Here is a 19113-nt window from a genome sequence, read left to right on the forward strand (position 1 = left end):
GCGTTCAATCTCCGCCGGCTCGAAACTCTTGGCCAGTTCCATGGGGATTCTGTGTGTTGAAGGCAAAGGCGGGATTATAGCGGATGCGCCGGCAGCGCCTGCCGTCGTACACCCCTGAGGTGTCGAGCAGGGAGGAGGCGGGGGAGCCAGGGTCTCGTCGATCTCGGCCACGATGGCGGGCAGGACAGTGGCTTGCAGGTGGCTGGCAGCCTTGCGGCTCAGGCGTTCGGCCAGTTCATCCAGCTCCTGGTAGAGGAGCTGGGGCAGCTCATGGCTGACCCATTTTTCCAGATGGTGGGCGATGGCTGCCTGGAGGGCTGCCTTTTGCTCATCGCTCAGGCCGGTGGATGCGCCAGGCGAGGATGCCGGAAACGGCGTCATCGGCTCAAGGAGAATGGGCTCGTTGAGGGCGGAGGCAAACAGCAGGGTCTCCGGCTCCTCGTCGGGTAGGGGAGGGGGAGCGTTTCCGATGAAGGGTTCGATCCGCTCGTCCACCACGTCGGTGAGCACGGGAATGTCATCCGTTTCCATCTCGAGGGAAGAGAGGGCGGTGACGAGCTCTTCGTCTTCCAGGGAAATTTCGAAATCGGGTGGCCGGGGGGAGGTCATTCGCCATTCCTTTGAGCCAGATCGTGAGCGTTGAGGGGATAACCCCTTTCCTTGTACTGGCGGTAACGCCCGCGGGCGGCCAGACGTTCCGGGTCGGAGGGGCCGACGATTTCGATGACCAGCCCGAAGCGGTCGATCTCCTCGGGAAGCGCGTCCCCCAGGTTGATCAGCACATCATCGTGGGGCAGGCTGGCCACGGAGCTGCCGATGACCACGCCTGTCTCGGGGGCCAGAGGGGAGCCAGCCGGGACGTGGGGGACGAATGCAAGGGGTTGAAAGCCCCACAGCATCTGGTCGAACTGGCGGGCCATGCCCCCCTCCGGTGCGAGCACCGAGACCTTGCGCCCACTCCCGCTGGCCTTGGCTGCCAGCACGCAGGCCACCCGCAGGCGGTCGGGCGCGTTATGGTAGAAGCGGATCTCGGTGTTCATCAGGTGTTAGCGACCTGCCCGTTGCAGCAGGAAGTGGGCCAGGAGAGGCACCGGGCGTCCCGTAGCTCCCTTTTCAGCACCTGATTTCCAGGCCGTTCCTGCGATGTCCAGGTGGGCCCATTTGTAGGACTTGGTGAAGCGCGACAGGAAGCAGGCCGCGGTGATGGTGCCAGCCCCCTTGGTGCCGATGTTGGGGATGTCGGCGAAGTTGCTTTTGAGCATGTCCTGGTATTCGTCCCACAGGGGCAGCTGCCAGGCCTTGTCGCCCGTGGCCTGGCCGCTGGCGAGAAGTTCCGCAGCCAGCTCATCGTCGTTGGCCAGCAGGCCGGAGGTGGCGTTGCCCAGGGCGATGATGCAGGCGCCGGTGAGGGTGGCGACGTCCACCACGGCAGCGGGGTCGAAGCGTTCGGCGTAGGTGAGGGCATCGCACAGGATCAGCCGGCCCTCCGCATCGGTGTTGAGGATCTCGATGGTCTGGCCGGACAGGGAGGTGACAATGTCTCCGGGCTTGATGGCAGAGCCGCCGGGCATGTTCTCGGTGGTGGGGATCAGGCCGACCACATTGATGGGCAGCGCCATCCGGGCGATGGCCTTGAAGGTGCCGAGTACGCTGGCGGCGCCGCACATGTCGTATTTCATCTCGTCCATGCCTTCAGCCGGCTTGATGGAGATGCCGCCCGTGTCGAAGGTGATGCCTTTGCCTACCAGCACCACGGGCTTGTCCTTGGCCTTGCCGCCCTTGTAGTGGAGCACGATGAACTTGGGAGGCTCATGGGAGCCCCGGGCCACCGCCAGGAAGGAGCCCATGCCGAGCTTCTCGATGTCGGTGCGCTCCAGCACTTCCACCTTGATCTTGTGTTCCCTGGCCAGTTTTTTGGCGGCCGTGGCCAGATAGCCCGGCGTGCACACGTTGCCCGGCAGGTTGCCCAGGGTTTTGGCCAGAGCCATGCCCTCCGCAATGGCTTCACCTTGCCGGATTGCGGTTTCCAGGGCGGATTCGTCCTTGTGGCGGGCCATGAAGGCAAGCTTCTTCACTCCTTTCCGCGACTCATCCTTCCTGGACTTCAGCTCGTCGAAGCGATAGCCGCTGTCCTTGAGGATCTGGGTGGCCTGAGCCAGCCGCCAGAACATGTCGCGCTTGGGAAGATCGATTTCGGCCAGGCAGAAGACGGCTTCCTCGGCGGTGCTGGAGGCCAGCTGCCTGGCCGCGCCTGCCACTGCATCCCGATAGCTCTTGTCGGTGAGCGCTTCGTCATTGCCCAGGCTGACCAGCAGGACACGTGCTGCTGGAATTCCCGGCAGGGCATGCAGCATCAGGGTGGCGCCGGCCTTGTCGTCCAGATCGCCGCGGGCAAGGATGCTGGCCAGGGCGCCTTCGGAAGCCTTGTCCAGAGCCTTGGCCGAGGGGCTGAGCTCACCTCCCGCCAGCACACCCACCACCACACAGTCGCTCTTGAGTTTTTCCGGCGACCCGGCCTTTATGGTAAATTCCACCCGCTTCTCCTTGGAAACACGCGTCAATTGGGACTTCGCGCCACATTATGGCGGGGCAGCCCGGTGGACGTCAAAAAGGCTGCCCCACAGCGCCACATCTCTCCCGAATGATTTTTCTCCGAGCCGCCCAGCGCGAATTCACGCAGAACGCCGTGGCGGTCTTTGTGGCGCTGTTCGCCATCCTGATTTCCACGGTGCTGATTCGACTGCTTGGGCAGGCGGCCGGCGGGCGCGTGCCTGCCGATGCGGTCCTGGCGCTGATCGGGTTTGGTGCGATTGCCCAGATGCCGGTGGTGCTCTCGCTCACCGTGTTCATCGCCATCCTGATGACCCTCTCCCGCTGGTACCGGGATTCGGAGATGGTGGTCTGGTTTTCCAGTGGCCTCCCCCTGACAGCATGGATTCGCCCTGTATTGCGCTTTGCAGTACCCGTCGTGCTGGTGATTGCCGGGTTATCCCTGTTTGCTTCTCCTTGGGCTCAGAAAAAGAGCGCCGACTACAAGGAGCAGCTCAGCAGCCGGGATGATGTCTCCCGCGTGGCCCCGGGCCTGTTCCGGGAGTCTTCGGGAGGGGAAAAGGTGTTCTTTGTGGAAGCCTTGTCCACCGATGAGGGCAGCGTGCGCAATGTCTTTGCCAGCAGCATGCAGAATGGACGCCTCGGGGTGATGGTGGCTGCCCGGGGACACACTGAGGTGGATGCGACCGGCAATCGTTTTGTGGTTCTGGAGAACGGCCGCCGCTACGAGGGAACTCCGGGGACACCCAGTTACCGGGTGATGGAGTTCGAGCGGTATCGCCTGCGCATGGAGTCCAAGGAGGCTGCCGGCGGCCCGCGGCAGCCCCGCTCCCTGCCATTGCCGGCATTGCTCAAGAATCCCGACAACCGGAGCATGGCGGAGCTGATGGCGCGCATCAGCGCGCCCTTGCTGGCGCTGATGCTGGCGCTCCTGGCCATTCCCCTGTCCTTTGTAAACCCCCGTGCTGGCCGCACCAACAACCTGGTTCTCGCGGTGCTCATTTATCTGATCTACAGCAACGCAGTCAGCGTTTGCCAGGCCTGGGTCGGGCAGGGACGTCTGCGCTTCGAAGTGGCTCTGGTGGCGCCGCACCTGGTGATGCTGGGTGTGCTTGCGCTGTTGTTCGTCAAGCGCATCCGCGTGCTTGCCTTCTGGCGGAAAAAATCATGATGCCAGTTTATCTCCGCTATTTGAGCCGGGAGATCTACTCGGCCGTCATCCTGGTGCTGCTGGCCTTCCTGGGGCTTTTCGCTTTCTTCGATCTGGTGAATGAACTGGAGGATGTCGGCAAGGGGGGCTACATGCTGCATCACGCAGCAGTTTATGTAGCCATGATCCTGCCGGGGCGGGTGTACGAACTGATGCCGATCGCGGTGCTCATCGGGACCCTGTATGCCCTGACGACATTGGCGCGGCACTCCGAGATCACCGTGCTGCGGGCGTCGGGCTTGTCCACCCGGCGCTTCCTGATGGGGCTGCTGGGGATTGGCAGTGTGTTTGTGGTGTTGACCTTCGTTTTCGGTGAGTATCTTGCCCCGCCCGCCGAGCGGGCTGCCCAGCAGTGGCGCCTGGCTGCCACCCGCTCAATGGTGTCCCAGGAGTTGCGGACGGGGCTTTGGGTACGTGACGGGAAGCTGTTCGTCAACGTTCGCAGCGTGCTGCCTGATACGACCCTGCAGGGCGTGTGGATCTATGAGTTTGACGACAAGGCCACCCTGGTATCCATCAGTGAGGCGGAGAGCGCCGTGTACGACAGTCAGCAGGGCTGGCTGCTGAGCAAGGTTGGCCGCACCCGTTTCCTGGGTGACCGGACCGATGTGGTGTCTTTGCCTCAGACTGTCTGGCGCTCGGAGCTGACGCCGGAGGTCCTCTCGGTACTGATGGTGGTGCCGGAGCGGATGTCGGTGAGTACGCTGTATTCCTACATTCGCCATCTGTCGGAAAACCGGCAGAAGACTACGCGCTATGAAATCGCGCTCTGGAAAAAGCTGGCTTACCCGTTTGCCGCCCTGGTGATGATGGGGCTGGCGCTTCCCTTTGGTTATATGCAGACCCGTATGGGTGGCGTCAGCCTGAAGGTTTTTGCGGGAATCATGATCGGTGTGGGTTTCCATCTCCTCAACGGATTGTTCTCCAACCTGGGCGTGATCAACAGCTGGACTCCCGCCGTCGCTGCCCTGACCCCCAGCCTGGCTTTCCTGTTTGCTGCCATGGGCATGTTGTGGTGGGTGGAGCGTCGCTGACACTGCCACAAGCTTCCATCGATTGAGGGCAGGGCGCGTTTATTCAGGCTGGACCGGCAGGAGGACGAGGCGGGTGCCGGCAAGGCGGTCATGCAGGAACTGTCGGTCCCGATCAATGAGGGCCCACAGCAGGCCGATGCCACCCAGCAGCACCGAAGGCCAGGCCAGGGAGTAGCGCAGCCAGCCTTGACTCAGGCTGATCCCATCCCCATGGGTGGTGACGACGCGAAGTTTCCAGGTCTGCATTGCCAGCGTCTGGCCGCCTCGCCGCCAGTACCAGATGAAGTAGCCCGCCAGCACCAGGTAGACATGCAGCCACAGCACACCGCCTGGAGGACTGTAGCCGGTGCCGATGCCCAGGATCAGGTGGGGCACGATGAACGTGAGGGCGAGGACACCGAGGAGCAGGAGTACTTCGTAGAGCATGCTGGCCAGACGGCGGCGCAGACCGGCAAGTTCGACGGACTGGCGCCCCAGGGGCTCAGCCTTGGAGGTTTTTTGCTTTGCAGGCATCAGGAAATTTAGGGCTTGCCCGGTGAAGGGGCGGGAACTGCGGTCTCTGGGCCAAGGCTGCCCTGCGCGGATGGAGCCGGAGCCGCAGCCTGCAGGGGCGATGTGCCCGCCAGGGACGGGATTGTAGTGGGCTCGGCCGGTGTCGTGGTGCTTTCCGCTGGAGCAGGCTTGCGGGGAGCCTTCTTGACTACCACTCTCGGGGGAAGGGGCTCCGTCAAGGGTTTGAGTGGTGGCGTACCCGCCTTTGGAATGACCGGGCGCTTGGCCGGTTTCGCAGCTTCCGTAAACCGGGCTTTCTCTTCGCTGGGCAGTTCCTGGTAGGCGTTCCATTTATCCCTGAGGATTTCCCGCTTCTCCGCAGGGATGCGTTGCAGGTTGCGGTACTGGTCACGGGCAATGGTGCGCTGCTCGGGAGTCAGCGCGATCCAAACTTCCATCCTGCGCTGGAGGCGTGTCTGCTCCTCCGGGGTGTATCCCGGGAAGCGTTCTGCGATGCCCGCCCATTTGCGCTTGCGCTCGTCCGGCAGATCCTTCCATTCCCGGGCCAGGGGCGCCAGGGTACGTTGCTGCTCGGGTGTCAGGTTGTGCCACGCGGGCGCAGCCAGGGGAGGGCTGGCCTCCGCTGCCGTGATGCCGAGCAGCAGCGCCCAGGCAATCAGTCTTCCGTATCGTTTTGAACCCATGCGTCAAATCCGCGATCCAGATAGGCGTCAATCGGAAGGTCGTCGGCAAGGAGTGCGCTGTCCACTTCCTCCATGTCGGCGGCGTGCTGCCACTCTCCCAGGAGACCGGTGCCAAGGGTGAGCAGCAAGACGCAAACGGTGGCCAGCGCCGTTTTGCGCTGGAGGGTGAGGTGACTGGTGATCATCTGCCCGACTCCCGCCAGACTCAGGCCGGGTACGGCGACTTTCTGTCGGGAAAGTGCTTTCTGGCGTGCCTGGTGCAGGCGGGTGCTGATCTCGGACGGGAGCGCATGTGCCGAAGCGTTGAGGTGTTGCCTGACCCGGCGCTGGAGTTCCTGGTCGTTCATAGTGTGATGCCCCTTGCAGCAAGTGCGGCGGCAAGGGTGTGCGTTGCCCGGGAGCAGTGTGTTTTCACACTGCCTTCGGAGCATCCCATTGCCGCTGCTGTTTCAGCGATATCCATTTCTTCCCAGTAACGCATGAGGAAGGCCTCCCGTTGACGCGGGGGCAGCTTTTCGATTTCTTTCTCGATGGCGCTCAGGGTTTGCTTTTGTTCGAACTGAGCGTGAGGGGATTCGTGCTTGTGCTCGCTGTCGGCAGATTCGATGACCTCAAGGGGGTCGTGCTCGTCATCCTCGGGTCCTGAGAAGGCGGACAGCAGGGTGGTCCACATGCTGCGTACCTTCTGGCGCCGGTAGTAGTCACGGATGACATTCTGGAGGATCCGCTGGAAGAGCATGGGCAGCTCTTCAAGGGGCTTGTCGCCATATTTTTCGGCAAGTTTCATCATCGCGTCCTGCACGATATCGAGGGCCGATTCCTCGTTGCGGACTGCGAACAGAGCTTGCTTGAAGGCTCTTTTTTCGACGCTGGCAAGAAAGTCCGAGAGTTCGACGCGGGAGGGCAGGGCGAGGGTCCTTTGGTGTGTCGGGCCGTTGAGGCATGGCGGGAACGGGAGAGGGGGCCATCGTACCCCAGCTTGAATCAAACATGCCCGCTAGGCGCTTCCGTCGGGCGATCCGGCGCCTTGACCAATCGCCTGCTCGGCGGTATGGTTCGATGTTTTACATCAGCCGATACAGCTTCGGGTGCAGCGATGGTCATTACCGGTGCGGAAATTGTAATCAGGTGTCTCCAGGAAGAAAAGGTCGACTATCTGTTCGGCTATCCAGGCGGCGCAGTCCTGCATATTTACGACGAGCTCTTCAAGCAGGATCAGGTCCGTCACGTTCTGGTGCGCCATGAACAGGCTGCAATTCATGCAGCAGACGGCTACGCCCGCTCCACTGAAAAGGTGGGCGTGGCCCTTGTTACCTCGGGGCCGGGTGCCACCAACGCGGTGACCGGCATTGCCACTGCCTATTGCGATTCGATTCCGATGGTGGTGATTTCCGGGCAGGTGCCCTCCGCAGCCATCGGTCAGGATGCCTTTCAGGAAGTCGATACGGTCGGCATCACCCGCCCCTGCGTCAAGCACAATTTCCTGGTACGGGATGTCCGGGAGATTGCGGAGACCATCAAGAAGGCGTTTTATCTTGCCAGGACGGGGCGGCCCGGGCCGGTGCTGGTAGATATTCCCAAGGACATCACCGCTCAGAAGTGTGCCTTCAGTTACCCGGCGACGGTGTCGATGCGCTCCTACAACCCGACCGTCAAGGGACACCAGGGCCAGATCAGGAAGGCCCTGCAGCTCCTTCTTGAGGCCAAGCGTCCGATGGTGTACGCCGGCGGCGGCGTGGTGCTCGGGGATGCGGCGGACAAGCTCACGGCGCTGGTGCGCAAACTGGGTTTTCCGTGCACCAACACGCTGATGGGCCTCGGTGCTTACCCTGCCACCGATCGTCAGTTTGTCGGCATGCTGGGCATGCACGGCAACTACGAGGCGAACATGGGCATGCATTATTGCGATGTGCTGCTGGCTGTGGGGGCGCGTTTTGATGACCGGGTGATCGGCAGTCCCGATCACTTTGCCTCCGAGCCCCGCAAGATCATCCACATCGACATTGATCCCTCATCCATCTCCAAGCGGGTCAAGGTGGATGTGCCCATCGTCGGTGATGTGGGGGATGTGCTGGGTGAATTGCTGGCGCTCCTTGACGGTACTTCCCAGCGTCCGGAGGAAGCCTCCCTTGCCGCGTGGTGGAAGCAGATCGAGGAGTGGCGTCGTCGCGACTGCCTCAAGATCAATCTCGACCCTGAGATTATCAAGCCCCAGTATGTGGTCCAGAAGTTGTGGGAAGTGACCGGCGGCGACGCCTTCGTGACTTCTGACGTGGGACAGCACCAGATGTGGGCTGCCCAGTACTACAAGTTCGACAAGCCCCGGCGCTGGATCAATTCGGGCGGTCTGGGCACGATGGGCTTCGGTCTGCCCGCCGCCATGGGTGTCCAGCTGGCGCATCCAGGCTCCCAGGTGGCCTGTGTGACCGGCGAGGGATCCATCCAGATGAACATCCAGGAGCTGTCCACCTGCAAACAGTTCCGCTTGCCCATCAAGGTGATCCTGCTCAACAACGGCTATCTCGGCATGGTCCGCCAATGGCAGGAACTCTTCCACGGCAACCGCTATTCCGAGTCTTACATGGATGCGCTGCCCGATTTTGCCAAGCTTGCCGAAGCCTATGGTCACGTGGCGCTCAAGGTGCAGAAGCCGGGGGATGTGGAAGGTGCCCTGCGCGAGGCCTTTGGTCGCAAGAGCGACCTGGTTTTCCTCGATTTTGCCGTGGATCCCACCGAGAATGTTTACCCGATGGTCCAGGGGGGCAAGGGCCTGACGGACATGATCCTGTCGGCCGAGGATCTCTGATGGTCGCCGGGCTTGCGTGCGCTTGCCACAGCCCGGTGAAACCCTGTCCTGGCTGTACGGTTCGGCAGTTTCCGGACGGTCATCGATATTCAAGAAAACGCATATGAGACACGTCATCTCCCTCCTCATCGAAAACGAAGCGGGCGCCCTTTCCAGGGTTTCAGGCCTGTTTTCGGCCCGAGGCTACAACATCGAGTCCCTCACGGTGGCGCCCACCGAGGACCCTTCCCTGTCCCGCATGACCATTGTCACTACCGGCTCCGATGACGTCGTCGAGCAGATCACCAAGCAGCTGAACAAGCTGGTTGAGGTCGTCAAGGTGGTGGATCTGTCGGAGTCGGCTCACGTCGAGCGCGAGCTGATGCTCGTCAAGGTGCGCGCTACGGGCAAGGAGCGGGAAGAGATGAAGCGCATGGCGGACATCTTCCGTGGTCGCATCATCGATGTGACCGATACCAGTTACGTGATCGAGCTGACCGGCAATCAGGCCAAGCTCGATTCCTTTGTCGGCGCCATTGATGCCGGCCTCATCCTCGAAACCGTTCGCACCGGCATCTGCGGTGTGGGTCGCGGGGAGCGGGTGCTCAAGGTTTGATGTTTGGGTGTCCCGCCGGCTTTCCCCGCCGCAGGGCCCCGTGATTTGCTCCTCTTGTGTCAGAAAGGCATGAAATGAAGGTTTATTACGATAAGGATGCAGACCTCTCCCTGATCAAGGGCAAGCAGGTCACCATCGTCGGCTATGGCTCCCAGGGCCACGCCCACGCTCAGAACCTGCGGGATTCCGGCGTCCATGTGACGGTTGGCCTGCGCAAGAACGGTGCTTCATGGGCCAAGGCCGAAGGTGCTGGCCTGAAGGTTGCTGAAGTGGCTGAGGCCGTGCGCGCCGCCGACGTGGTCATGATCCTGCTGCCGGACGAGAACATCCCCGAGGTCTACAAGAACGACGTCGAGCCGAACATCAAGCAGGGCGGCGTGCTGGCCTTCGCTCACGGCTTCAATGTGCATTACAACCAGGTCGTGCCCCGCGCCGATCTGGACGTGATCATGGTCGCCCCCAAGGGCCCTGGCCACACCGTGCGCTCCGAGTACCTGAAGGGTGGTGGCGTTCCCTCCTTGATCGCCGTGTACCAGGACAAATCCGGCAAGGCCCGCGATATCGCCCTGTCCTACGCTGCAGCCAACGGCGGCACCAAGGGTGGCGTGATCGAGACCAACTTCCGCGAAGAAACCGAAACCGACCTGTTCGGTGAGCAGGCTGTCCTCTGTGGCGGCGCGGTCGAGCTGGTCAAGATGGGTTTCGAGACCCTGACCGAAGCCGGCTACGCTCCGGAAATGGCCTACTTCGAGTGTCTGCACGAGCTGAAGCTGATCGTCGACCTGATGTACGAAGGCGGCATCGCCAACATGAACTACTCCATCTCCAACAACGCGGAGTATGGCGAGTACGTGACCGGCCCCGAAGTCATCAACGAAGAGTCCCGCTACGCCATGCGCGAAGCCCTCAAGCGCATCCAGACTGGCGAATACGCCAAGATGTTCATCCTGGAAGGCAAGACCAACTATCCGTCCATGACTGCCCGCCGTCGTCTGAACGCCGTGCATCCGATCGAGACCGTTGGTGCCCAGCTCCGTGACATGATGCCGTGGATCAAGGCCAACAAGCTGGTGGACCAGTCCAAGAACTGATCCCGATGGCTTGATTGACACAAGGGGGACGTAAGTCCCCCTTGTCGTTTTCAGGGCCATCCGTCGCTCGGTGCGTTACAATCAAGCTTACTTCACCCATCGTCCCTTCCATGGCCGATCTGCAATCCCGCAAGCCCTTGTTGAACCCGGAGCGCCGCCGCCGGGGCATTTACATCCTGCCGAACCTGTTTACTACGGCGGCCCTGTTTGCAGGTTTCTATGCGATCGTCCAGGCCATGAACGGCCTGTTCGAGCAGGCTGCGGTGGCGATCTTCATCGCCATGGTGCTGGATGGCCTTGATGGCCGGGTGGCGCGACTCACGCGTACCCAAAGCGCCTTTGGTGCTGAGTATGACTCCCTCTCCGATATGGTTTCCTTTGGTGCGGCGCCCGCATTGATCATGTATGAGTGGGCCCTCAAGGGCATGGGCAAGATGGGCTGGATGGCTGCCTTCATCTACTGTGCCGGGGCAGCCCTGCGCCTGGCTCGTTTCAACACCAACATCGACATCATCGACAAGCGCTACTTCCAGGGCCTTCCCAGTCCAGCTGCTGCCGCACTGATTGCAGGACTGGTGTGGGTGATGATGGATAACGGCATCTCCGGCCCCGACATCCGCTGGTATGCCTGTGCGCTGACCATCTTTGCGGGCGTCTCGATGGTGAGCAATGTGCTCTTTTACAGCGGCAAGGAGATCAATCTCCGCAAGAGCGTGCCCTTCATCGTCATCATTGCCTTTGTCCTCGCGCTCCTGCTGGTCTCCAGCTACCCTCCGGGTGTGCTCTTCGGTCTTTTCCTGTGCTACGCCGCATCCGGCTACGTCCTCGGTGTCTGGAGCTGGCTGAAGGGCGGCAAGCGCCGTGTGGCGCCCCCCCAGGAGCCCGAGCAATAGCGCTACTCTCCGGCGGCTTCCTGCCGCCTGATTGTCGGCAGTGTCACCCTTGCAGTTCCCGCGCATTGGGATGAATGAACCTCCCGGTGTACGACCACATCCAAACACCAAGAACCCGGCAGGAGCCCATCATGAACGACCAGCTGATCATTTTCGATACCACCCTGCGCGATGGCGAGCAGAGCCCCGGTGCATCCATGACCCGGGACGAGAAATTACGGATTGCCCGTCAGCTGGAGCGCATGAAGGTTGACGTGATCGAGGCCGGTTTTGCGGCCGCTTCCAATGGCGATTTCGAATCGGTCAAGGCAGTCGCAGAGGCGATCAAGGATTCCACCATCTGCTCGCTGGCGCGGGCCAACGAGAACGATATCCGGCGTGCCGGTGAGGCCATCCGTCCGGCCAGTTCCGGTCGCATTCACACCTTCATTGCCACCAGTCCGATCCACATGGAGAAGAAGCTGCGGATGACCCCCGATCAGGTGGTTGAGCACGCAGTCAGGGCCATCCGCTGGGCAAGTGAATACACCGACGACATCGAGTTCTCCGCGGAGGATGCAGGTCGTTCCGAAATCGACTTCCTGTGCCGGATTTTTGAGGCGGTGATCAATGCCGGGGCCCGGACGATCAATGTGCCCGACACGGTGGGGTACAACGTACCGGAGCAATTCGCAGCAACCATTCGTACCTTGATCGAGCGGGTGCCCAACGCCGACAAGGTGGTGTGGTCGGTGCACTGTCACAACGATCTCGGTCTGGCAGTGGCCAACTCCCTGGCGGCGGTGCAGGCCGGTGCCCGTCAGGTGGAATGTACCGTCAATGGCCTGGGTGAGCGGGCGGGCAATGCTTCCCTCGAAGAGATCGTCATGGCCGTGCGGACCCGCCAGGATATCTTCCGCTGCGATACGCAGATCGACACCAGCCAGATTGTGCCTGCCTCCAAGCTGGTATCCGGGATCACCGGTTTTCCGGTTCAGCCCAACAAGGCGATTGTCGGCGCAAATGCCTTTGCCCATGAGTCGGGCATTCACCAGGACGGGGTTCTCAAGCACCGGGAAACTTACGAGATCATGCGTGCCGAGGATGTGGGTTGGGTTGCCAACAAGCTGGTGCTTGGCAAGCATTCCGGTCGCAATGCCTTTCGCTCCCGCTTGCAGGAGTTGGGTGTCGACATCGCTTCGGAGGAACTGCTCAATCACGCCTTTGCCCGCTTCAAGGAACTTGCGGACAAGAAGCACGAAATTTTCGATGAAGACCTGCAGGCCCTGATGAATGATGAGAGTTCGGAGCCGAAGGAGCATTTCCGGCTGTTGTCCTCCTCCTTTCACTCCGAGACTGGGGAAGCGCCCTGTGCGCGGCTGACCCTCCTGGTGGGCGGTGCCGAAGCGTCCTCGGAGTCCAGTGGTTCCGGCCCCGTGGATGCAGCATTCAAGGCCATTGAGGCGGTGGCCAGAAGTGGCACCCAGCTGCTGCTCTATTCGGTGAATGCGATCACGACTGGCACCGATGCCCAGGGTGAGGTGACCGTCCGCCTGTCCAGGGATGGCCGGATTGTGAATGGCCAGGGGGCAGACACCGACATCATCGTGGCTTCGGCAAAGGCCTATCTCAATGCCCTGAACAAAATTCAGGGTGGCTCTGAAAAGATGAACCCGCAGATCTGACCGGTACGGTCAGACCCTTCAAGGCTCATGCCTCCTTGCTGGATGCTCCGGCGAGCCTTGAAGGAGCTGTGTTGCGCGAATACAGTACTACGACAATGAAGAACACCACGCTCAGTACGGCCTCCGCCAGCGCCAGCAGGTTGCCGGGGGCCGCGTCGTTGGTGCGCACCACACCCTCGGTCAGGTAAAGCAGGATCATCATCGAACTCCACTGATAGGTATAGCGCGTGCCCCGCAGGATGCCGAACAGGGCGGCCATCAGGGGCAGTACCTTGAGGGTCATCCAGGAGCCCCCTGGACGCAGGGGGGCAAGAAAGATTTCCCAGGCCAGGCACAGGGCAATCAGGGTGATCAGCGTGGCGCTGGCGATCAGGGACAAGGTCTTGGGTTTCATAATGGGGCTGCCAGTTTGAGCGCGGTTTCAGCGAGGCGTCTGCCGAGGGCGGTGGCGAGGCGCTTTTCCTCGTCGGTAAGTTGGGTGCTGTCATCCTTGCCAGCCCAGTGGGTTGCTCCGTAGGGGGAGCCGCCACTCCGGGTGCGCGTCAGGTCGGGTTCTGAAAAAGGGATCCCGATGATCAGCATGCCATGGTGGAGCAGCGGAACCTGCATCGACAGCAAGGTGCTTTCCTGCCCACCGTGCTGGCTTGCGCTGGAGGTGAAGACGCAGGCAGGTTTGCCGGAAAGCGCACCGGCAAGCCATGGGCCTGCCGTTCCATCCAGAAAGTACTTCATCGGCGCAGCCATGTTGCCGAAACGGGTAGGGCTTCCCAGGGCGAGACCGATGCATTCCTCCAGGTCGCGCATTTCCACGTAAGGTGCCCCTTTTTCGGGAATGTCGGACTCTGTTGCCTCGCATACGGTGGAGACCTTGGGTACGGTACGAACCCGGGCTGAGATGCCTGGTACGGAATCGATGCCCCGGGCAATGACTTCGGACAGGGCGCGCACGGATCCACGGTGGCTGTAATAGAGAACGAGAATTTCCTGCATGGTGGTGGGGCGAAAAAGATCCCGCATTATACGGAAAGCGGAGGTCGGGACGGATTCCGCTACCCGGTCTGCTCAGATGCGCCCGCGGAAGATTTTTTGGGTGGCTTCAGGGAATCTGCTCAGCGCGGATAGGGGTCGATCTCGTACTGGAAAAGCTCGACGGCAGAGGTCTGCATGTCGAGGCTGAGCAGTCGCCCCTGGGCAATGTACAGTCGGTTGCTGTCCGAGACCAGCATGAAGCGGCGGGCCGAGTAGGTGCCTGCCGGTGCCAGGATCGATTGCTGGCGTCCAAGGGCCTGGATGGGAGGGAGTACCAGGGCTGGGCGCATGGGACGTGTCTGCGTCGTGCTACGGAAACCGACCATGACGGGTTTTGCCGAATTGGCGATCACCTGAAGTCCCAGTTCGATCTGCTCGGGGGTCTCCGTGCGGATCCACCGCACCACGCAGAGCGTCCAGGGTTCATGTTCGCTGCGCCTCAGCGCTAATGCCATGCCGGCGGAGAGTGCGCTGGCGCTTCCCGTGACCTGCATTATGGCGTAACCGGTTGGGCTCTCATTGACAACCAGCCACTCCGTGCACAGCGTGTTCCGGGCCTCTGAATCCTGCTCCCGCAGCATGAGCCAGATGTCGTCCAGTCCGCAACACACCTTTACAGTGTACTGGTTACGGCGCCGTGAGTGTTCCCGCTGCGGGGGGGTTGCCCAGTACTCGCGAACCCGCCTGAGCAGCGTGGCTGCTTCCGGCAAGCCGAGGGGCGCAGTCAGCGGTTCTGGAGGCGGGAGCTGCTCTTCCAGCGTTTCTATCCAGCGGGTGGCCTGGCGCGCCAGTTCGGCAGCCGAAAAATAGATCAGCCCGTCCACGTGGGGCGGAGGACGTCGATTGACTGAAATGGGTGGTGTATCCTGATCGGAGTCAATCCAGAACCAGCCAAGCTCGTTTTCGTCCTGCGGGGCAGCCGGGCTCAGCGAGGTCATGTCGCAGAAACGCTCCAGAAACTGACCAAGCCAGAGAATTTCACGACCTGTCAGTCCCTCCGGCTGGCAGGTGGCCATAGCCATCATGTACTTGTAGGCTTTGAGGGCGCCCTCGGGCGGGTAGGCTGGCTGGCTGTCAATCGTGCCGCTTATCTGGCTGTTGATGAAGGTGCTGTGAGCGCGTGACCAGAACTCGAAGGGCGCGCTGTTGCCGGCCAGGTGGGAGATCGTCAGTTGCTCCCCAAGCAACTCAAGGGCTCTGGTGGCCAGGGTTCCCGGATTCCGGGTGAGGGACTGGCCTGCCTTGAATTGCGTTTCAGTGATGGCGTCGCCGTGTGCGCTGGCAACTCTGCCCAGCACCTCCTGCAGCCGCGTGGCAGCCCGGTGGAGGCCGATCGACAAGGGGAGTGTGGCTTCAGCCAGGCGCAGGCGAAACAGGCCGCTGATCGCAAGGCTGCGTCGATGGAGTAGCTCAAGGCACTGCTGCAGGGAACGTCCGCCATCTTCCGGTCGATGGAGTTCGTCTACGAACCGCACCAGGGAGGCCAGTTCAAGGTCCGCGTCTCCTGATGGCTCGGTGCTGAGCCAGTCCAGGGCGGCGGAGGTGCGATCGGGCGGGGAGGGGGCAGCAACGCTCATGTCCGGCAGTGTTTCCTGAATATTCCGGTATTGTAAAGAAAACCCTGCTGGCCGGGTTTTTTGCGCATCCTGCAGTGCCTTGGCGAGGGTTGAGCCATGGACACTGCCGTCTTGCTGTTTTCTCCGGGGTCATTTAATATCTGTGGTTTTTCCAATTCCACCGGATCAGGAACAGTCATGGTTGTTATTCGTCTTGCCCGCAGCGGCTCCAAGAAGCGTCCTTTCTACAACATCGTTGCCGCCGATTCCCGCAATCGCCGCGACGGCCGTTTCATCGAGCGTATCGGTTACTACAATCCGGTCGCCTCTGGTAGTGCCGTTGGCCTCATCGTGAATGCCGAGCGTCTGGCTCATTGGCAGAACAACGGCGCCCAGCTGTCGGAGACCGTGGGTCGCCTGGTCAAGCAGGCTGCCAAGGCAGCTGCCTGATTGAATGCCCATTGACCCGGCTTTCGGCAGTGCGTCGATGATTGTGCTCGGGCGAGTTGTTGCGCCCTTCGGCGTCAAGGGCTGGGTTAGGGTACATCCCTTTGGGGATGATCCGTTGTCCTGGAAGCAGATGCCCCAGTGGTGGCTTGGAACCGACCCGGAAGGTGGTCAGTGGCTTCCTTATACTCTCAAGGAGTGTAAGGAGCATGGCAAGGGTGACATCATTGCCACCTTTGAAGAGGTTCCTGACCGCACTGCTGCAGAGGCGGTTGCCGGCTTGTACGTGGCTGCTCCACGGGAAGCACTTCCCGAACCCGGCGAAGATGAGTTTTACTGGTCTGACTTGATTGGCCTGGATGTGCAGAATGCCTCCGGGGTCATGCTCGGCAAGGTTTCAGCCCTCATGTCCACTGGGGCTCACGACGTCCTTCAGGTGCAGGATGGTGATGTTGAACGCTTGATTCCATTTGTGGCCAGCTATGTCACCGCTGTCGACAAAGTGAATCGGCTGATACAGGTTGAGTGGGAGGCAGATTGGTGAGCATTGCCGCAGGCCGCAGAGCCTACGACATCCTCACCCTGTTCCCCGAGATGTTTGCGGCCCTGTCAGGATTCGGTGTGACCGGGCGTGCGCGGGATCGCGAGCTATACGAGCTGCACTGCTGGAATCCCCGGGATTTCGCAACGGATCGTTACCGTACGGTCGATGACCGTCCTTACGGGGGCGGTCCCGGGATGGTGATGCTGCCGGGGCCTCTGGAAAAGGCGATTGCCGCAGCCAAGGAACGGCAGCAGCAATCAGTGGGGAGTGCAGGAAGGGTCATCTACCTGTCGCCCCAGGGGCGCCGCCTCGATCATGAGCGTGTGCTGGAGCTGGTTGCAGAGCCTGCCCTGGTGCTTCTTTGTGGTCGCTATGAAGGAGTGGATCAGCGTCTTATAGAGCGCTGTGTCGACGAAGAAGTCTCCTTGGGGGATTTCGTCCTTTCCGGCGGGGAGCTGCCAGCGATGGTGTTGCTGGATGCGATGATCCGCCAGTTGCCGGGAGCCCTGAACGATCAGGACTCGGCCATCGAGGATTCGTTCGTGGATGGACTGGTGGACTGTCCCACTACACCCGCCCTGTGGTTTATGAAGGCATGGCGGTGCCGGATGTCCTGCTCTCCGGCAACCACCTTGAAATACGGCGCTGGCGTCTTCAGCAGTCCTTGGGACGTACCGAGCAACGGCGCCCGGACCTGCTCCAAGGACGTGCCTTGAGCAAGGAAGAATTCCGCCTGCTGGAAGTGTTCCGGCGGGCTGAACGGAAGCAGGAAGCTTAGCGCGTTGCGCCAGACGACTGTTTCATAATAAAGACGTGTACCAGGTGGCGACCTGCTCTGCACGAAGGGCCTACGGCCTCATTTTACTTTTGGAGTCACGCATGAACCTGATTCAACAACTGGAACAAGAAGAGATTGCCCGCCTGACCCAAGGCAAAACCATTCCCGAATTCGCCCCTGGCGATACCGTCGTGGTCCAGGTAAAGGTCAAGGAAGGTACCCGCGAGCGTCTGCAGGCTTACGAAGGTGTCGTGATCGCCAAGCGCAACCGTGGCCTCAACTCCGGCTTCATTGTGCGCAAGATCTCTTCCGGCGAGGGTGTGGAGCGTACGTTCCAGACTTACTCCCCGCTGGTGGCCAGCATTGAAGTGAAGCGCCGTGGTGACGTTCGTCGCGCCAAGCTCTACTACCTGCGCAGCCGCTCCGGCAAGTCTGCCCGTATCAAGGAAAAGCTGGACTACAAGTCTTTCGCTGCCAAGGCCGCTGCCAAGGCCTGAGTTTTCAGGGCAAAAAAAACGGAACCTTCGGGTTCCGTTTTTTTTGCCTGGGACCTGAACTCCTGATGGAGTCCGGGTCTGTTGCGTGGCGGAACTCAGTGACTGCGCTTGTCGTGCTCGATCAGTGCATAGGCAGAGTGGTTGTGGATGGATTCGAAGTTTTCGGATTCCACCACATAGGCGTTTACCCGGCTTTCCCGGTTCAGGCTGCCGGCCACGTCCCGGACCATGTCTTCGACAAACTTGGGGTTGTCGTAGGCCCGTTCAGTCACGAATTTTTCGTCCGGACGTTTGAGCAGCCCGAAGAGTTCACAGGAGGCTTGCCCCTCCACCAGTTGCACCAGCTCTTCGATCCACAGGTGATCGTTGGTGATGGTGGTCACGGTGACGTGAGAGCGCTGGTTGTGAGCTCCATACGCGGAAATCTTCTTAGAACAGGGGCAGAGGCTGGTGACCGGCACGACCACCTTCATGGTGAATTCGTAGGTTCCTCCTTCGCGAATTTCCCCGATGAAGGTGACTTCGTAATCCATCAGGCTCTGTACGCCGGACACCGGCGCGGCCTTGTTGATGAAGTAGGGGAAGGTCATTTCCACATGGCCGGTTTCGGCTTCGAGTTTCCTGACCATTTCCCGGAGCATCGGCTCGAAGGATTCAACCGAGATTTCCCGTTCGTGACCGTTGAGGATCTCCACGAAGCGGGACATATGGGTGCCCTTGAAGTTGTGGGGCAGTCCGACATACATGTTGAATACCGCGATGGTGTGCTGAACGCCACCGGTCTTGTCCTGGACCTTGACAGGGTGACGGATGGACTTGATACCGACCTTGTTGATGGCTAGTTGTCGGGAGTCCGCGGAGTTCTGGACGTCCGGGATGCAGGTCGGGGCTTCGCTGGTGCTCATGGCTGTTCTCGTGGGGTCGTGGAGTGAGAGGGGGTCATGGCCCCCTCATCTGATGTGTCTGATGGATCCTAGCCTTGTTGGCAAGGGGATTCAACTATCCGGTTGGTAGGGCTGATTCAATCCGCTTGCGAACGGATGGGACATCGAGACCGACTTCGGTCAGCAACTGGAGCTGATCCCCGTGGTCGATGAAACGATCGGGCAGCCCCAGTTGCAGCAGGCGGGTGGGCGTGCCGGATTCGTACAGCACCCGACTGACCTCACTGCCGGCACCACCGATCACGGCGTTTTCTTCCAGTGTGACCAGCAGGTCATGGG

General features: G+C 61.0%; 22 protein-coding genes and 1 pseudogene. 11 read left to right on the plus strand and 12 right to left on the minus strand.

Going from position 1 to position 19113, the window contains the following annotated elements; all coding sequences use genetic code 11:
• The 3 genes from PHD22_RS11540 to PHD22_RS11550 form a co-directional block, all read right to left on the minus strand.
• Window positions 1-609 (minus strand): hypothetical protein (locus PHD22_RS11540; RefSeq protein ID WP_299866717.1); only part of this gene is annotated, 609 nt, incomplete at its 3' end.
• On the minus strand, window positions 606-1040 hold the full coding sequence (locus tag PHD22_RS11545) for a DNA polymerase III subunit chi (RefSeq protein ID WP_299866720.1): 435 nt from the start codon (window positions 1038-1040) through the stop codon (window positions 606-608). The genes PHD22_RS11540 and PHD22_RS11545, both read right to left, overlap by 4 nt.
• A gap of 6 nt (window positions 1041-1046) precedes the next feature.
• Window positions 1047-2534, minus strand: coding sequence for a leucyl aminopeptidase (locus PHD22_RS11550; RefSeq protein ID WP_299866723.1), 1488 nt, complete (start codon window positions 2532-2534; stop codon window positions 1047-1049).
• A gap of 107 nt (window positions 2535-2641) precedes the next feature.
• On the opposite strand from PHD22_RS11550, the gene lptF reads away from it, so the two are divergent.
• Window positions 2642-3721 (plus strand): LPS export ABC transporter permease LptF, encoded by a 1080-nt coding sequence (lptF, locus tag PHD22_RS11555; protein WP_299866726.1) that lies wholly within the window; start codon window positions 2642-2644, stop codon window positions 3719-3721.
• The gene (gene lptG, locus PHD22_RS11560) at window positions 3718-4794 is read left to right on the plus strand and encodes an LPS export ABC transporter permease LptG (RefSeq protein WP_299866728.1); all 1077 of its coding nucleotides are present in this window, start codon (window positions 3718-3720) and stop codon (window positions 4792-4794) included. Before lptF ends, lptG begins: the two co-directional genes overlap by 4 nt.
• A 39-nt stretch (window positions 4795-4833) precedes the next feature.
• On the opposite strand, the gene PHD22_RS11565 is transcribed toward lptG, so the two are convergent.
• From PHD22_RS11565 to PHD22_RS11580, 4 genes are read right to left on the minus strand one after another with little or no spacing between them, the layout of a single operon-like run.
• Window positions 4834-5307 carry an RDD family protein gene (locus tag PHD22_RS11565; RefSeq protein WP_299866731.1) on the minus strand — a complete coding sequence of 158 codons (474 nt, stop codon included), beginning with the start codon at window positions 5305-5307 and terminating at the stop codon, window positions 4834-4836.
• Between the two features lie 8 nt (window positions 5308-5315).
• A complete protein-coding gene (locus PHD22_RS11570; RefSeq protein ID WP_299866734.1) occupies window positions 5316-5990 on the minus strand; it encodes a DUF3106 domain-containing protein in 675 nt (224 codons plus the stop codon).
• A complete protein-coding gene (locus PHD22_RS11575; RefSeq protein WP_299866737.1) occupies window positions 5963-6337 on the minus strand; it encodes a DUF3619 family protein in 375 nt (124 codons plus the stop codon). The genes PHD22_RS11570 and PHD22_RS11575 overlap by 28 nt, the downstream gene beginning before the upstream one ends.
• Window positions 6334-6978 carry an RNA polymerase sigma factor gene (locus PHD22_RS11580; protein WP_299866740.1) on the minus strand — a complete coding sequence of 215 codons (645 nt, stop codon included), beginning with the start codon at window positions 6976-6978 and terminating at the stop codon, window positions 6334-6336. Before PHD22_RS11580 ends, PHD22_RS11575 begins: the two co-directional genes overlap by 4 nt.
• Before the next feature lie 63 nt (window positions 6979-7041).
• On the opposite strand from PHD22_RS11580, the gene PHD22_RS11585 reads away from it, so the two are divergent.
• The 5 genes from PHD22_RS11585 to PHD22_RS11605 all read left to right on the plus strand — a co-directional run bounded on the left by PHD22_RS11585 (window position 7042) and on the right by PHD22_RS11605 (window position 13039).
• On the plus strand, window positions 7042-8796 hold the full coding sequence (locus tag PHD22_RS11585; RefSeq protein ID WP_299866774.1) for an acetolactate synthase 3 catalytic subunit: 1755 nt from the start codon (window positions 7042-7044) through the stop codon (window positions 8794-8796).
• A 103-nt stretch (window positions 8797-8899) separates the two neighbouring features.
• Complete coding sequence (gene ilvN, locus PHD22_RS11590) at window positions 8900-9391, plus strand: acetolactate synthase small subunit (RefSeq protein ID WP_299866743.1); 492 nt, start codon at window positions 8900-8902, stop codon at window positions 9389-9391.
• Between the two features lie 74 nt (window positions 9392-9465).
• The gene (gene ilvC / locus PHD22_RS11595) at window positions 9466-10482 is read left to right on the plus strand and encodes a ketol-acid reductoisomerase (RefSeq protein ID WP_299866746.1); all 1017 of its coding nucleotides are present in this window, start codon (window positions 9466-9468) and stop codon (window positions 10480-10482) included.
• A gap of 110 nt (window positions 10483-10592) precedes the next feature.
• Complete coding sequence (gene pssA, locus PHD22_RS11600; protein ID WP_299866749.1) at window positions 10593-11375, plus strand: CDP-diacylglycerol--serine O-phosphatidyltransferase; 783 nt, start codon at window positions 10593-10595, stop codon at window positions 11373-11375.
• Window positions 11376-11506: 131 nt separating this feature from the next.
• Window positions 11507-13039, plus strand: a complete 1533-nt coding sequence (locus PHD22_RS11605) for a 2-isopropylmalate synthase (RefSeq protein ID WP_299866752.1) — start codon at window positions 11507-11509, stop codon at window positions 13037-13039.
• Window positions 13040-13064: 25 nt separating this feature from the next.
• On the opposite strand, the gene PHD22_RS11610 is transcribed toward PHD22_RS11605, so the two are convergent.
• The 3 genes from PHD22_RS11610 to PHD22_RS11620 all read right to left on the minus strand — a co-directional run bounded on the left by PHD22_RS11610 (window position 13065) and on the right by PHD22_RS11620 (window position 15645).
• Window positions 13065-13433 (minus strand): DUF2069 domain-containing protein, encoded by a 369-nt coding sequence (locus PHD22_RS11610; protein ID WP_299866755.1) that lies wholly within the window; start codon window positions 13431-13433, stop codon window positions 13065-13067.
• A complete protein-coding gene (wrbA, locus tag PHD22_RS11615) occupies window positions 13430-14029 on the minus strand; it encodes an NAD(P)H:quinone oxidoreductase (protein WP_299866777.1) in 600 nt (199 codons plus the stop codon). The genes PHD22_RS11610 and wrbA overlap by 4 nt, the downstream gene beginning before the upstream one ends.
• A 119-nt stretch (window positions 14030-14148) precedes the next feature.
• Window positions 14149-15645, minus strand: coding sequence for a hypothetical protein (locus PHD22_RS11620; RefSeq protein ID WP_299866758.1), 1497 nt, complete (start codon window positions 15643-15645; stop codon window positions 14149-14151).
• A gap of 177 nt (window positions 15646-15822) precedes the next feature.
• Here PHD22_RS11620 and rpsP point away from each other — a divergent pair, with 177 nt between their 5' ends.
• The 4 genes and pseudogenes from rpsP to rplS all read left to right on the plus strand — a co-directional run bounded on the left by rpsP (window position 15823) and on the right by rplS (window position 17890).
• On the plus strand, window positions 15823-16074 hold the full coding sequence (rpsP, locus tag PHD22_RS11625; protein ID WP_299866761.1) for a 30S ribosomal protein S16: 252 nt from the start codon (window positions 15823-15825) through the stop codon (window positions 16072-16074).
• A 37-nt stretch (window positions 16075-16111) separates the two neighbouring features.
• Window positions 16112-16615: a ribosome maturation factor RimM gene (rimM, locus tag PHD22_RS11630; protein ID WP_299866780.1), complete on the plus strand. Its 504-nt coding sequence runs from the start codon at window positions 16112-16114 to the stop codon at window positions 16613-16615.
• Window positions 16616-16665: 50 nt separating this feature from the next.
• A pseudogene (gene trmD, locus PHD22_RS11635) lies at window positions 16666-17393 on the plus strand (tRNA (guanosine(37)-N1)-methyltransferase TrmD).
• 101 nt (window positions 17394-17494) lie between these two features.
• Window positions 17495-17890 carry a 50S ribosomal protein L19 gene (gene rplS, locus PHD22_RS11640; RefSeq protein ID WP_299866765.1) on the plus strand — a complete coding sequence of 132 codons (396 nt, stop codon included), beginning with the start codon at window positions 17495-17497 and terminating at the stop codon, window positions 17888-17890.
• Window positions 17891-17985: 95 nt separating this feature from the next.
• Here the strand turns inward: rplS and folE2 are convergent, their stop codons facing one another.
• The gene (folE2, locus tag PHD22_RS11645) at window positions 17986-18795 is read right to left on the minus strand and encodes a GTP cyclohydrolase FolE2 (protein ID WP_299866768.1); all 810 of its coding nucleotides are present in this window, start codon (window positions 18793-18795) and stop codon (window positions 17986-17988) included.
• A 94-nt stretch (window positions 18796-18889) separates the two neighbouring features.
• Window positions 18890-19113 (minus strand): transketolase C-terminal domain-containing protein (locus PHD22_RS11650; RefSeq protein ID WP_299866771.1); only part of this gene is annotated, 224 nt, incomplete at its 5' end.

Source organism: Zoogloea sp. (assembly GCF_028693495.1).
GTDB lineage: Bacteria > Pseudomonadota > Gammaproteobacteria > Burkholderiales > Rhodocyclaceae > Zoogloea.